The organism is Paenibacillus sp. MAHUQ-45 (assembly GCF_058133325.1).
On the sequence record NZ_JBYUPV010000001.1, the window covers coordinates 489,871 to 504,816 of the forward strand.

The 14,946-nt window shown below is 50.0% G+C and carries 11 protein-coding genes; all 11 read left to right on the top strand.

Annotation, left to right across the window (positions count from 1 at the left end; genetic code table 11):
* Positions 1-290: 290 nt before the first annotated feature.
* The 11 genes from AC3Y23_RS02125 (at position 291) to murD (ending at position 14,922) form a co-directional block, all read left to right on the top strand.
* The gene (locus tag AC3Y23_RS02125; protein WP_379195132.1) at positions 291-1,208 is read left to right on the top strand and encodes an ABC transporter ATP-binding protein; all 918 of its coding nucleotides are present in this window, start codon (positions 291-293) and stop codon (positions 1,206-1,208) included.
* Positions 1,209-1,478: 270 nt separating this feature from the next.
* Positions 1,479-3,110: a bacillithiol biosynthesis cysteine-adding enzyme BshC gene (gene bshC, locus AC3Y23_RS02130; RefSeq protein WP_379195134.1), complete on the top strand. Its 1,632-nt coding sequence runs from the start codon at positions 1,479-1,481 to the stop codon at positions 3,108-3,110.
* A gap of 274 nt (positions 3,111-3,384) precedes the next feature.
* A complete protein-coding gene (gene mraZ, locus AC3Y23_RS02135; RefSeq protein ID WP_379195136.1) occupies positions 3,385-3,822 on the top strand; it encodes a division/cell wall cluster transcriptional repressor MraZ in 438 nt (145 codons plus the stop codon).
* A 39-nt stretch (positions 3,823-3,861) separates the two neighbouring features.
* Complete coding sequence (rsmH, locus tag AC3Y23_RS02140; protein ID WP_379195138.1) at positions 3,862-4,815, top strand: 16S rRNA (cytosine(1402)-N(4))-methyltransferase RsmH; 954 nt, start codon at positions 3,862-3,864, stop codon at positions 4,813-4,815.
* A 23-nt stretch (positions 4,816-4,838) separates the two neighbouring features.
* Positions 4,839-5,234 carry a septum formation initiator family protein gene (locus AC3Y23_RS02145; protein ID WP_379195140.1) on the top strand — a complete coding sequence of 132 codons (396 nt, stop codon included), beginning with the start codon at positions 4,839-4,841 and terminating at the stop codon, positions 5,232-5,234.
* A gap of 111 nt (positions 5,235-5,345) precedes the next feature.
* Complete coding sequence (locus AC3Y23_RS02150) at positions 5,346-7,505, top strand: penicillin-binding transpeptidase domain-containing protein (RefSeq protein WP_379195142.1); 2,160 nt, start codon at positions 5,346-5,348, stop codon at positions 7,503-7,505.
* 83 nt (positions 7,506-7,588) lie between these two features.
* Positions 7,589-9,514, top strand: coding sequence for a stage V sporulation protein D (locus AC3Y23_RS02155; RefSeq protein ID WP_379195144.1), 1,926 nt, complete (start codon positions 7,589-7,591; stop codon positions 9,512-9,514).
* A gap of 107 nt (positions 9,515-9,621) precedes the next feature.
* Complete coding sequence (locus AC3Y23_RS02160) at positions 9,622-11,109, top strand: UDP-N-acetylmuramoyl-L-alanyl-D-glutamate--2,6-diaminopimelate ligase (RefSeq protein ID WP_379195146.1); 1,488 nt, start codon at positions 9,622-9,624, stop codon at positions 11,107-11,109.
* On the top strand, positions 11,106-12,509 hold the full coding sequence (locus tag AC3Y23_RS02165; RefSeq protein ID WP_379195148.1) for a UDP-N-acetylmuramoyl-tripeptide--D-alanyl-D-alanine ligase: 1,404 nt from the start codon (positions 11,106-11,108) through the stop codon (positions 12,507-12,509). Before AC3Y23_RS02160 ends, AC3Y23_RS02165 begins: the two co-directional genes overlap by 4 nt.
* Positions 12,510-12,531: 22 nt before the next feature.
* A complete protein-coding gene (gene mraY / locus AC3Y23_RS02170; RefSeq protein ID WP_175372879.1) occupies positions 12,532-13,497 on the top strand; it encodes a phospho-N-acetylmuramoyl-pentapeptide-transferase in 966 nt (321 codons plus the stop codon).
* A 3-nt stretch (positions 13,498-13,500) separates the two neighbouring features.
* Positions 13,501-14,922 carry a UDP-N-acetylmuramoyl-L-alanine--D-glutamate ligase gene (murD, locus tag AC3Y23_RS02175; protein ID WP_379195151.1) on the top strand — a complete coding sequence of 474 codons (1,422 nt, stop codon included), beginning with the start codon at positions 13,501-13,503 and terminating at the stop codon, positions 14,920-14,922.
* The last annotated feature ends 24 nt before the right edge of the window (positions 14,923-14,946 follow it).

The following is a 14,946-nucleotide window of genomic DNA, read 5'->3' on the forward strand; positions in this document are numbered from 1 at the left end:
TATCGCGTTATTTTGTGTCCTGAATGCTGATTAAAGATGAGCAGTGTTTTGCTTACGTTACCATTCTTCAAAATGTAGTGTTGCTTGTAGCATAACAGGAAGAGTTGTTGTTTTAATTAGCGACACATCGCCGTATTCTTATAAATCACCGATGGGCTATCTGTTCACTGTGCGTTACAGCGGTAAGGTGCATACATGTGAATGGTTCGATCCCGGTGTCACAGAATTCAGTATTTGCATTTGGTGCATGGCTGGAATCTGCATTTGATGGCCAAGGAGGTGCGGTTCTTATGAGTAAGAACTTGATTGAAGTAGAAGGTCTTAAAAAATATTTTAATGTAGGTAAAGGCAAGGTACTTAAGGCAGTTGATAACGTCAGCTTTAATATCCGTGAGGGAGAAACGCTAGGGATGGTAGGTGAGTCTGGTTGTGGTAAAACCACAGCAGGACGTACGGTGCTTCGTTTGTATGAGCCTACTGCCGGAAGCGTGAAATATAACGGAACTGACATCTATAAATTATCCCCAAGAAAAATGAAGGCTTTCCGCCGGGATATGCAAATGATTTTTCAGGATCCATACGCATCACTGAATCCACGTTTTACCGTTTCTGATATTATTGGTGAGGCGTTGGATATCCATGGAATGGCTGGAAGTAGTTCTGAGCGCAAAAAACGTATCGAAGAATTGCTGGATATGGTTGGTCTGAATCATGATCACGCAACGCGTTATGCTCATGAATTTTCCGGCGGACAGCGGCAACGGATTGGTATTGCTCGTGCACTTGCCGTTAATCCTAAATTTATTGTTTGTGACGAGCCTATTTCTGCCTTGGACGTGTCCATTCAGGCGCAGGTTGTCAATCTTCTTAAAGAGCTTCAGGATCGTATTGGCCTTACCTACCTCTTTATTGCCCATGATTTGTCTATGGTCAAGCACATCAGTGATAGAGTAGCCGTAATGTATCTAGGTAAAATGGTAGAGCTTGCAGAAAGTGAAGAGCTTTATTCTAACCCGATCCACCCGTATACCAAATCATTGCTGTCTGCAATCCCAGAGCCGGATCCAGAGGCTGAGGCGAACAAGAAGCGGATTCATTTCCACGATGAGTTGAAATCGCCGATTTATACGCAAGGCCAGAAGAGCGAGGAAGACACGCAATTGGTTGAGGTATCCAAAGGACATTTCGTATCCAAAGCGTATGCTTAATATAAAATAATTTCAAAATCCACTTGATAATATAATGTGGATTTTGAAGTGCACCCCTTAGAATAAACATTGGATTAGACCCCATCCAATGAAATTCTAAGGGGTGCATTTTTATGGTGATTTAAGGGTCAATTTGTCTACAACTTACCTTAATTTATGTTTTAAGATAAGTGATGCTTTGACGAAGCCACCTGCTTTGGATACAATCAGATAGGGTTTATCACTCTGTAATTTATATATAGCAGAGATAGCAGACAGGAGGCTACAGCAATGAAGATTGTAACGGAGCCGCTTGCGGGCGGATCTGCGCTTGCCAGGGACTATATGAACCGTTATGAGACGGTAGAACATTTATACGGTGGTGACTTCCGTAACGAAGAAAGCAGAGTGTTGCGGGCAGAATGGCTGGACAGCCGCGAGGGCATGCGTGCTGATCGGGCGAAAGTGGCAGCCTGCTTACGGAGTTATAATGAAGCGAACAATCCACATGAGGCGGTAATGTCTTCGCTTGCACTACTAGAACAGCCGGGAACGCTGGTGATTTCCGGTGGCCAGCAAAGCGGGCTGTTCACGGGACCACTGCTTGTGATATATAAGGCAATGACAACCATATTGGCAGCAAAGGAGGCCGGTGAGCAATTAGGCCGGCCTGTGGTTCCGTTATTTTGGATCGCCGGGGAAGATCATGACTGGGATGAGGTCAATCATACCTATGTGCTGAGCCGAAGTGGGGAAATCAGCAAAATCAAGATTGAGAAATCTGGAGATCTCCGTTCATCAGTCAGCGATATCAAGGTAGAAGACGAGAGCTGGCAGCAAGCTGTAGCTCAACTGGATGAACTGCTGCAGGACAGCGAATTCAAACCAGGGATTATGGAATTCATTCGTGAAGCCTCTTCTGCTTCCAATAACATGACAGAGCTTTTCGCTAAGCTGATGGGGAATCTGTTTGGTAAATATGGTCTGATTTTGCTTGATTCTGCGGATCCGTGTCTACGTAAGCTTGAGCAACCATTTTTTGAAACGCTGATTCGGGAGAATGGAGAGCTGGAGACAGCCTATCTGAATGCGGCTAAGACTATTCGCGAGAGCGGGTACGAGCTTCAGGCTGATGTTACAGAAGGAAGCGCCAATCTGTTCTATATTCATGAAGGCACACGTTTGCTGCTACAGAAGAAGGATGGCTTTTATACGGATCGTAAAGGAACGGTATCCTTCTCCAGCGAGGCACTTCTAGATACACTGTATACCCATCCAGAGCGCTTCAGCAATAATGTACTGACCCGGCCGCTCATGCAAGACTATCTCTTGCCTACATTAGCTACTGTGCTTGGACAGGGAGAGATCGCTTATTGGGCGATCCCGCATCAAGCCTTCCGAACAGTTGGCGGCGCCATGCCACTAATTATCCCGCGGATGTCATTCACCTTTGTGGAGGGCACGCTTCAAAAGCATATGGACAAGTATGGAATCGGGTTTGCCGATGTGCATCAGGGACTGGATAGTAAGAGACAGGAATGGCTAACTGCGCAGGACGAGCTTCGTTTGGGAGCCCGTTTTGAAGAAACGAAAGCAGCATTCAATGCGCTTTACGAGCCTTTGATTGAACAGCTCGGCACCATACAAGCCGGATTGTTGAAGCTGGGAAGTAATAATAAGGATAAGATCCTGGATCAAATCTCGTTCCTGCAAGCCAAGGCACAGGATGCTGTCGAGAAGCAGAACGAAGCAGCGCTGCGCCAGTGGGAACGGATTGAACTGTCTCTAATGCCGCAAGGAAAACTGCAGGAGAGAGTCTACAACATCATGTATTACTTGAATCGCTATGGTCCTAATTGGCTTGACGAACTAATGGCTGTTCCTGCTGATTACAGCGGTGCTCACCGCATGTTATATATGTAACATTGCATAGTTGACACGATGCAGAAGCCGTTCTGTCGGAAGTGTATTCCGGCCGGGCGGTTTCTTGCGCGTTTTTTGGTAATTTATACAGGGTGAATCAGCATTGTACAGGACCTTGGAACCATATATATAGGGACTTAGAGGCAATTTTACATTTAGGAAACAATTACCTTGGGCTGGAAAAAGGTTTTTGATTTTTAACGGCGAATCTATTATGCTTAAGTGGTGAAAAGTGGGGTAAAGTGGGGACTTGGGGAGCGGGAGTGGGAAAACTATGTTCATGGGTGAATACCAGCATAGTATCGACGACAAAGGCCGAATTATTATTCCGGCCAAGTTCCGTGAAATGCTCGGAACTTCCTTCGTGGCGACCCGCGGACTTGACTCCTGCCTTTTTGTTTATCCCATGGAAGAATGGGGCATCATGGAGCAAAAGCTCAAAACCCTATCGTTGATGAAATCGGATGCCCGCGCATTCAGCCGCTTTTTTTTCTCGGGAGCGACAGAATGTGTTTGGGACAAGCAGGGCAGGGTAAACTTGCCGGGCAATTTGCGGCAGTATGCCAAGCTGGACAAGGACTGTGTTATTCTAGGCGTTTCTAACCGGGTGGAAATCTGGAACAAGGAGCTTTGGGAACAGTACTTCGAACAGTCAGAAGAATCATTCAACGAGATTGCCGAGAAATTGGTCGATTTCAACTTTGATCTATAAACCACACAATTATCGAATACTGTCCTGGAGGGATGCAGCTTGTTTCATCACATCACGGTGCTTAAAGAAGAAGCGACAGAAGGGCTGCACATCAAAAAAGACGGAATCTATGTAGATTGCACGCTCGGCGGGGCAGGTCACAGCTCATTGATCGCTTCCAAACTCAGCGGAGAAGGACGTTTAATCTGCCTGGATCAAGATGACTGGGCTCTGAACAATGCCAAAGAAAAGCTGGCTGAATACGGAGACAAGGTTGTTCTTGTGAAGACGAACTTCCGTGATTTGGAATATGTGCTTAGAGATGTGCCTTTTGTCCCGAAAAAAGACGGAGTTCCCCAAGTTGATGGGATTCTCTTTGATCTTGGCGTCTCATCGCCCCAGTTCGACGAAGGGGAACGCGGCTTTAGCTACAATCACGACGCGCCGCTGGATATGCGGATGGACCAGTCGGGAATGTTGACTGCAGCGGACATTGTCAACACATGGTCCGAGCAGGAGATTGCCCGTATTCTTTTCCAGTATGGAGAAGAGAAATTCTCGCGACGGATTGCCGGACGCATTGTAGCACGGAGAGCCGAGAAGCCTATAGAGAACACTGGCGAATTAGTAGAGTTGATTAAGGAAGGTATCCCTGCGGCTGCGCGCAGAACTGGTGGGCATCCTGCCAAACGAAGCTTCCAGGCTTTGCGTATTGCTGTAAATGATGAATTGGGTGCCTTTGAAGAAGGGCTGCAGGGGGCGGTTCGCTGCCTGGCGCCTGGAGGAAGAGTATCCGTCATCACGTTCCACTCGTTGGAAGATCGGATTTGCAAACAGATTCTGAGTAGTTATGTCAGCAAATGCACATGCCCACCTGATTTTCCGTTATGTGTATGCGGTGCTGAAGGCTCGCTCAAGCTGATCAATCGCAAGCCCCGACTGCCTTCTGAAGAAGAGCTTGAGCTTAATCCTCGTGCCCGTTCAGCGAAGCTGCGTATTGCAGAGAAATTGTAAATTACGATAAAGGAGAGTCAGAGATGGCCTATACCCGCGGCAACTTGGCAGTCCAGCCCAAAAGAAAAGAAGAAAAAAACCCACTCTACCGCGAGAAGACAAAAGTTGTCACCAGGCGAAAAGTACTCCCCATGCAAGAGAAGCTGTTGTACATGCTGACTCTAAGTGTATTTGTCCTGGTAGCCGTCACCCTGATTTGGCGTTACGTTCATATTTACGATTTGAACAAGCAGGCGCAGAAGCTGGATGCTGAAATTTCCAGAGATAAGAAGCAGATCGCTACATACCAGATGGAGAAGCAGACGCTGGAGCAGTCGATTCCGCAAAAGGCCAAGGAAAAACTGGGATTTGTCGCACCTAATGAAGATACTACGATATTTGTTCCGAAATCAGGAACATCTACTGACGGAGATAACTAGGAAGCGATTGGCAGGATCGCAATAATAGAGTATGTGAGGTTAGGTATGATTAAAAGAATAAAACTTCGCACGCTGTTTATAGGAGGGTGTATTACCCTCTTTTTTCTTGTTTTGGTCGGAAGGGTGTTCTATATCCAGGTGCTGAACGGGGAATTCTGGCAAGAGCGGGCACAAAAGCAGTGGGCGCATACTTCCACCATCAAGGCGGAACGTGGGGAGATCACTGACCGTAATGGAAGTATACTGGCCAGCGACGTCCCTGCTTACACTGTTGTTGTGAACCCTGAGGTGATTAACGAGAGAGGCATTGGCGATGAGGTGATCGCCGGGCTCAAGGATCTGCTGAAGAAGCCGGAGAATGAGCTGCGGAAACTGGTGGAAGCCAAGGATGAGAAGGGTAATTTTCTGAAAAACCGTGAAATCCGTAACGAAGGCTGGAAAATCGATCAGGATCTCTATGAGAAGGTACTGGCTTTCCGCGACAAGCTGAAAGAAGAGCATAAGATTCAGGAGACGGGAATCGGATTTGTACGGGAACAGAAACGATATTATCCCAAGAATACTCTGGCTGCCCATGTTCTCGGGTATACAGACCGTGACGGCAATGCCGTTATGGGCTTCGAGAAGTATTTTGACGATCAGTTGAAAGGCAAGGATGGCCAGTTACTCTATAAGAGTGATGGTAAGGGTGTCAAGCTGCCCAATGCAGAAGAATCCTATCAACCAGTTGTCAATGGAAACAATTTCAAGCTGACGATTGATAGTACCATTCAGTATTATATCGAAGAGGCGATGAAGAAGGCCTATAACCAGTATAAGCCAAAAAGTATGACTGTCATCGCAGCAGATCCCAACACTATGGAGATTCTGGGGATGGCGAATATGCCTACCTTCAACCCTAATGCTTTTTGGGAAACTAAAAATCAAGGTGCTTTTTTGAATCATGCCATCAAGTCCATTTATGAGCCTGGCTCTACTTTCAAGATTGCTACGCTGGCCGGGGCAGTGGAAGAGAAGCTGTTCAAACCCGATGATACATTCATGTCTGGATCGATCCGGATCAAGGGCTACAGCAAGCCGCTGCATGATATCAAAAAAGTCGGCTGGGGCCAAATCTCGTTTCTTGAGGGTGTAAAACGTTCCAGTAACGTAGCTTTCGTCAAACTGGGTTATGAAATGCTTGGACAGGATAGACTCTTGAAGTATATTGAAGATTTTGGTTTTAAAGAGAAAACAGGTATCGATTTGCCGGGGGAAGTTACGGGTAGAGTATCGCCCCAATACCCCGTTGAATTTGCCACACTGTCTTATGGTCATGGTAAGGTGCAGGTAACCCCGATCGAACAGTTAACGGCGGTTGCTGCCATTGCCAACGGCGGCAAGCTGATGGTTCCGCATGTGGTCAAGGAAGTGACCAACCCGAATACAGGTCAGACGGCTGTTACTCAACCCGAGGTTGTACGACAGGTGATTTCGGAGGAAAGCGCCAGGGAGACCGGGGGCTATCTGGAACAGGTAGTTGCCGACCAGAAGATAGGAACCGGACGTCATGCCTATATTGAAGGGTACCGTGTAGCGGGGAAGACGGGTACGGCAATTAAGGTTGAGGGCCAGGATTATGTGAAATCCAAAGTTCTGGTGTCCTTTATTGGCTATGCGCCCGTGAATGATCCGAAAATTGCCGTCATCGTCATCATTGACGAGCCGAATGTCGAGGTAGGCGGCGGTACGGCGGCAGGACCGGTATTCAAGGAGATTGTGTCCCAGTCATTGCAATACATGGGTGTACCGAAGAACGTCACCAAGGATGATGAAAACAGTAAAGAACCGGTCAAGGCAACGGCTCCGGTTCTGCGCACGGCTCCAGATCTTCAAGGGAAAACGATGAAGGAGGCCCGTGAACTTCTGCTCGACGGCGGATACGACTTCGAGACTGTCGGTCAAGGAGCTACTGTGGTCAGTCAGTATCCTCCTGGTGGAACGAAGCTTGCTTCAGGTCAGCGGATTTATCTGCTGAGCCAGGAGGGTAATTCATCGGTCATTCCGGATTTGAAGGGACAATCCTTGCGTGATGCGCTGGAAGTGCTTAGCCTGCTGAAGGTAGGAATCGCTGTACAGGGTGAAGGTTATGTAACAGAACAAGTAGAGAGTACGAAGAATGGCAAGAAGTTCATCACCCTCAAATTAACCCCGCTCAACGAGCCGGAGGGAGATCAGGCAGCCGCCGATCACCCCCCGGATGGGGAGAGTGAGGGCCCAAGCAATCCATAGGCTTGTTCTAACCCCTGTTTGTCCCGAATAGTCATGAAGGTAAGAGCTCATGTCTATTACTTGGGAAACGGGGGAGAACGGGAATGAAGGTATCGAAGGTTACAAGCCGCCGAAGAATGTTGTGGACGCTACTGGGACTGGCATTGTTGTTTGGTTCACTGGCGGTCCGGCTTGCTTATGTGCAATTGTCCAAAGGACAGGAATTGACTGCTAAGGCGGAGGATTCTTGGCGTCGTAATATTCCCTTTACCGCTAAGCGCGGTGAAATATTGGACCGCGCAGGCGTTCCGCTGGCCTATAACGTCAGTTCACCTACGATTTATGCCATTCCTGTGCAAGTAAAAGATAAAGAGATGACAGCACAGCAGTTGGCGCCCTTGCTTGGCATGACCAAGGAGAAGCTTGTGCCTATGCTGTCCCAAAAGAAAGCCTCGGTGAGACTGCAGCCCGGCGGCCGTAAAATTACGATGGAGCTTGCCGCCGAAATTCGTGATTTGAAGCTGCCGGGCATCGTTGTGGCTGAGGATAGCAAGCGCTATTACCCCTATGGTGATCTTGCCGCGCATATCCTAGGCTTTACGGGGATAGATAACCAGGGTATCACTGGTGTAGAAAGTATCTATGACAAGCTGCTGCAGGGCATCGTCGGTAACATATCTTATCTTTCCGATGCCGGTGGTCGATTGATGCCAGGTTCTTCAGAGAAGTATTCTAAGCCGCAGGATGGTCTTAATCTGGAACTGACGATTGACAAGCAGATCCAGTCGATTATGGAACGTGAGCTGGATCAAGCGATGGTGAAGTACCAGGCCCAGGGCAGCTGGGCTATTGCCATGAATCCTAAGAATGGCGAGATTCTGGCCATGGCCAGTAGGCCCGGGTATGAGCCAGGGAAGTATAAGGAATATGATGCCCAGACCTATAACCGGAACTTGCCGATCTGGATGACCTACGAACCCGGGTCTACCTTCAAGATTATTACCCTCGCGGCTGCGCTGCAGGAGGGGAAGGTTGATCTGTATAATGATCATTTCTTTGATCCTGGTTTTATCGAGGTCGGCGGGGCGAGACTTCGCTGCTGGAAGAAAGGCGGCCATGGCAGCCAGACCTTCCTGCAGGTGGTCGAGAACTCTTGCAACCCGGGCTTTGTTGCTCTCGGTCAGCGTCTAGGTAAGGACTCGTTGTTCAAATACATCCGGGATTTCGGCTTTGGAAGCAAGACAGGAATTGATTTGAACGGGGAATCGAATGGTATCCTGTTCAAGCCGTCGCAGGTGGGACCTGTTGAGCTTGCGACAACGGCGTTTGGCCAAGGGGTCTCGGTTACGCCCATTCAGCAGATCGCCGCAGTATCGGCAGCTATTAACGGCGGCAAGTTGTATAAACCGCATGTAGCCAAAGCCTGGATTAACCCGGATACAGGGGAAACGGTCTCAGAGGTGGAGCCTGAACTGGTGCGGGAGGTTATTTCGGAAGAGACATCGAAGAAGGTTCGGGCTGCGCTGGAGAGTGTGGTTGCCAAGGGCACTGGCCGCCCGGCTTTTATTGATGGATACCGGGTAGGCGGCAAGACGGGGACCGCGCAGAAGGTCATTAATGGCCGCTATTCTCCGACAGAGCACATCGTTTCTTTTGTCGGTTTTGCGCCAGCGGATGACCCGCAAATCGTGGTATACACAGCGGTGGATAATCCGAAAGGCATTCAGTTCGGGGGTGTTGTCGCCGCACCAATTGTACAGAATATTTTGGAAGATTCCTTGCATTACATGAAGGTACCGGAACGGGCTGACCAGCTTCCTAAAAACTATAAATACGGGGAAACGCCGATTGTGACTGTACCTGACTTAACTGGCGCCACCGTACAGGATATTTATGAAGATCTGAATATGAACTTTTCACTGGCTCGCTCCGGAACGGGTAATACCGTAATTAATCAAGCCCCTAAGCCAGGAGCAAGAGTGGAACGGGGATCCACCATCCGTATTTACATGGGTGCATCACCCGAGTAATCGCTAGTGGATGAACGAAAAGACCGATAGGGCGTCAGTATCAAATATGCATCCCAAGAGGTATACAGCTATACCTCTTATCCGAAAATGTAGAGTGAGGGATTACTATGAAAGTTAACGAATTGGCTTCCTGTCTGGCCGTATCACGGCTATACGGGGCAGGAGATATTGAGATCAAGAATCTACAGACAGATTCCCGCCGGGTTCAGCCAGGCGACTTATTCATTTGTCTGCCCGGCCACACCGTAGACGGGCATGAGTATGCCCCGCAAGCTGTGGCGAACGGGGCTGCTGCGATTGTGGCAGAACGCAAACTTGACCTTGATGTCCCGCAAATCGTGGTAAACGATAGCCGTTTTGCGATGTCTGTGCTGTCTAATGCTTTTTTCGGTTCCCCGAGCAGCCGCATGCGGATGATCGGTATCACAGGTACTAACGGCAAAACTACGACAACCTATCTTATTGAACGAATCATGGAAGATTTTCAGGTGAAGACAGGGCTCATCGGAACTATTCAAATGCGTTATGATGGACAAAGCTATCCAATGTCTGGCACCACGCCGGAATCTCTGGAGCTTCAGCGCTCACTGAGTGATATGGCGGGCAAAGGCGTGCAATTGTGTGTCATGGAAGTGTCCTCGCATGCGTTAGAACAAGGGCGAGTGAAAGGAACGGATTTCCGCACAGCAATATTTACGAATTTAACCCAGGACCATTTGGATTATCATCATACAATGGAGGAGTACCGGGCAGCTAAGGGGTTATTCTTCTCCCGCTTAGGCAATGTCATCTCCCCCTGGAAGGAAGAGCGCAAATACGCGGTGCTGAATGCAGATGATGGGGCCAGCGCCTATTTTGCAGCCCAGACAGCGGCGGAAGTCATTACATACGGCATTGATAATGAGGCCAATGTTCGTGCTTCCCAAATCTCCATTACGGCAAAAGGAACATTTTTCCATGTGGAGACGTTTAAAGGGGAGACGGACATTTCGCTGCGTATGGTTGGCAAGTTCAATGTGTATAACGCGTTGGCTGCCCTTACGGCCGCCCTATTGGAGGGTGTGCCGCTAGAAGAGATCAAGGCAAGTTTGGAAGCTGTTCCCGGCGTGGCCGGGCGAGTAGAATCCGTGGATGAAGGCCAGGAGTTTGCGGTGATCGTGGATTACGCCCATACTCCGGATGGTCTGGAGAATGTATTGCGCGCAGTGCGGGAGTTTGCGACTGGCAAGGTATTGACCGTCTTCGGCTGTGGCGGAGACAGAGACCGCACCAAACGCCCTTTGATGGGTAAAATCGCCGCTAAGTACAGTGATACCATCCTTGTGACCTCTGACAATCCACGAACTGAAGATCCACTGCTGATTTTGGAGGATATTGAGGCCGGATTGGTGGAGGACGGGGTTGCACGGGAACGCTACGAACTGATCGCTGACAGAAGGGAAGCTATTAGGAAAGCTATTGAAATGGCAAGCCCCGGCGATGTAGTATTGATTGCGGGGAAGGGTCATGAGACCTACCAACTGATCGGCGGAGTGGTTCATGATTTCGATGACCGCGTCGTTGCCAAAGAAGTGATAAGGGGCCGAAGCTATTGATTACTAGTACACTTGGAAATATCGCTGCCATGTGCGGGGGGCAGCTTCTGGCTCCCGCAGCTGCCGATATAGAAGTTGCGGGAGTGGTTACGGATTCTCGCAAAATTGCACCTGCCTGCCTATTTGTTCCACTGGTAGGCGAGAAATTCGATGGACATGATTATGGTGCTGCATCGCTTGCAGCAGGGGCTGCAGGTACACTCTGGCAGCGTGACAGGGGACCTGCCCCTGAGGGTGGAGTCATTCTCGTTGAAGATACGCTGGTAGCTCTTCAAAAGCTGTCCGCTTCTTATCTGAATATTGTGAAGCCTCAGGTCGTAGCCATTACGGGTAGTAATGGTAAAACAACGACCAAAGACATTGTCACTGCCTTGCTAGAGAGTCAATATAAGGTTCACAAGACTCAAGGTAATTTCAATAATCACATCGGCTTACCGCTAACGATTCTATCGATGGCCTCCGATACCGAGATTGCCGTTCTGGAGATGGGTATGAGCGGTCGGGGCGAAATTGCCCTTCTGGCTTCGCTGGCCCCGCCGGATATCGCCATCATTACGAACATTGGTGAGTCGCATCTGCTGCAGCTTGGCTCCCGCAAGGAGATCGCCCGAGCGAAGCTGGAAATTGCCGAAGGTCTGAAGCACGGCGGTCTGCTCGTCTATAACGGGGATGAGCCACTGCTTGCGGAAGTGATGCAGGAACCGGGGTTCCAGGCTCCACAGGATATGAGAACCTTCCGTTTCGGCCTGAATGCGGACAATGATGATTATCCGACAGGCATGATGGCTCACAGTGCGGGAATGAGCTTCACCTCCCATCTTCATGCCGAGCGAGCGTTTACTCTGTCACTGCCGGGCCGCCATAATGTGGTGAATGCTTTGGCTGCGCTGGCAGTTGCGCGTCACTACGGCATTACGGAAGAGCACATCGAGCAGGGCCTCGGCGAACTCCGGCTGACAGGCATGAGAATCGAAGTGATCTCTACGCCTAGTGGACTGACCCTGCTGAACGATGCCTACAACGCTAGTCCGACATCCATGCGGGCAGCGATTGATGTCATCCAGGCCATGAAAGCCAGCGGCAGCAAAATCGCCGTGCTCGGGGACATGCTGGAACTTGGGCCGGAGGAAGAACGGTTTCACCGTGAAATCGGCAGCTACCTGAATGCCGAAGAGCTTGATTATGTATTTACTTTTGGCCCTCTGTCTACACATATCGCAGATGCTGCCACCAAGACATTCGGTCCGGACAGAGTATTCGCTTTTACCGATAAAGCGTCTCTGACTGAACTTCTGATCGCCAAAAGCACGCCAAAGGACATTGTGCTCTTCAAGGGCTCACGTGGCATGCGGCTGGAAGAAGTGCTGGGGTCACTGAATGCACATTATCAACAGACATAGAACACTAGGAGGGGGTGTACCCATGGATTATCAATTATTGCTGCTTACTATTGCTGTTTCCTTTATCCTTGCGGTCATTGCCGCTCCGCTATTCATTCCGCTGCTGCGCAGGATGAAATTCGGACAGCAGGTTCGTGACGACGGGCCGCAGAGCCATCTTAAAAAAGCGGGAACGCCTACAATGGGCGGAATCGTGATCATCGTGGCCTTCACTTTGTCTTTTCTTAAGTTTTCCGTAGTAAACTCAGATTTTTATGTCCTTCTTGTAGCTGCGCTCGGCTTTGGCCTGATCGGCTTCCTGGATGACTATATCAAAATCGTCTTCAAACGCTCCCTTGGACTAACGGCGCGCCAGAAGCTGATCGGACAGCTCCTCGTGGGAGCAGTAATGTGCTACCTGCTAATTTCCGCGGGACATAGCACTAGCATTAGTGTACCAGGAACATCCTGGAGCTTTGATTGGGGTGGCTGGTTCTACTATCCGTTCGTCATCGTTATGATGATGGCTGTCACCAATGCTGTGAATTTTACTGATGGCGTAGATGGTTTGCTGTCTGGGGTTAGTGCGATTGCTCTTGCGGCTTACGCCGTTATTGCCATGCAGACGACTTCCATTGCGGCAGGCGTATGTGCTGCGGCGATGATCGGTGCTGTACTGGGCTTTCTGGTCTTTAACGCCCATCCGGCCAAGGTGTTCATGGGAGACACGGGGTCGTTCGGGATTGGCGGAGCCATTGGCGCCATAGCGATCGTAACGAAGAGCGAGTTGTTGTTCCTGATTATCGGCGGTGTATTTGTAGTGGAGATGCTATCCGTCGTACTGCAGGTAGCCTCATTCAAAACTCGTGGCAAGCGCATTTTCAAAATGAGCCCGATCCACCACCACTTTGAACTCAGTGGCTGGTCGGAATGGCGGGTCGTCATCTCGTTCTGGGCAGTAAGTCTGGTGCTGGCGGCCGTAGGACTTTATATCAGCAAGGGGTTGTAGACTATGAAACATCCAGATATGTATCGTGGAGAAGAGGTCGTCGTTCTAGGGCTTGCCAAGAGCGGCGTCCAGGTGGCCAAAGTGCTGCATGAACGTGGCGCCGTAGTTACGGTCAATGATAAAAAGGAAAGAGAACAAAGTCCCGAAGCTTCCGAATTGGAATCTTTGGGAATTTCTGTTATATGCGGTGGGCATCCGGAAGGGTTGATTCATCCGGGCATCAAGCTGGTGGTTAAGAATCCGGGCATACCGTATTCTGTGCCTCCTGTTCAAAAAGCATTGGAGCTGGGCATAGAAGTGGTCACTGAGGTCGAAGTGGCTTACCGTCTCTGTGCCGCACCGATGATCGGTATCACCGGTTCCAACGGCAAGACGACGACAACGACCTGGGTAGGCCAGATGCTGGATGCAGCGGGTATGAAGCCGATCGTGGCCGGCAACATCGGCACACCACTCTGTCAGGCCGCACAGGAAGCCTCAGAAGAGAACTGGATGGTGGTTGAACTTAGCAGCTTCCAGCTCAAAGGAACGGAGACTTTCCGCCCGAAGATAGGCTGTCTGCTGAACGTAGCCGAGACGCATCTGGATTATCACGGAGATATGAAGGATTATGTGGACTCCAAAGCGAAAATTTTCGCCAATCAACTGGATAGCGACACAGCAGTGCTGAACTGGGATGACCCCGTTTGTCGCGAACTGGTGCCTTATGTAAAAGCAGAACTGCTGCCTTTCTCTATGACAGAGGAGCTGGTGCAGGGCGTCTTTGTTAGCCCATCCTATGTCCCTGATGTTGAAGACGATCTGGAGCGCGTCATTCTCTACCGGAATTCGGCGGGTCAGGAGATAGAGATTGCCCCGGTAGAGTCTATCAGTCTTCTAGGACGCTTCAATGTGGGGAATGCGCTGGCTGCCAGCGCTATTGCCATAGCGGCGGGGGCTGATCCAGCTGGACTGTCAGCGGTACTGAAGTCTTTCCGTGGTGTAGAGCACCGTCTGGAGTACGTTGCAGATAAAAACGGAGCTGCTTATTATAACAATTCTAAGGCGACGAATTCCCAAGCGACTACGATGGCGCTGACCTCTCTCCGTAGACCGGTAGTGTTGATTGCTGGCGGGCTGGACCGCGGGTCTGATTATCTTGAACTGCTGCCTGTCCTGAGCAGTCGTGTTAAGGCCCTGGTGGCGCTGGGAGAGACGAAGGACAAGCTGGTGAACGTGGCGAAGCTGGCAGGACTAAACGACGTGGTCTCCGTCGATAATGGGGAGAGCGCCGCCGCCGTGCTGGAGCAGGCTGTGCGGGAGGCATCCGCTTTGGCGGAAGAAGGAGACATCGTTCTCCTGTCTCCTGCCTGTGCAAGCTGGGACATGTTCACATCCTATGAAGAGCGCGGGCGTATTTTTAAAGAGGCGGTGCATAACCTTTAAGTAGGGGGGCGGATAAGCCCCTAC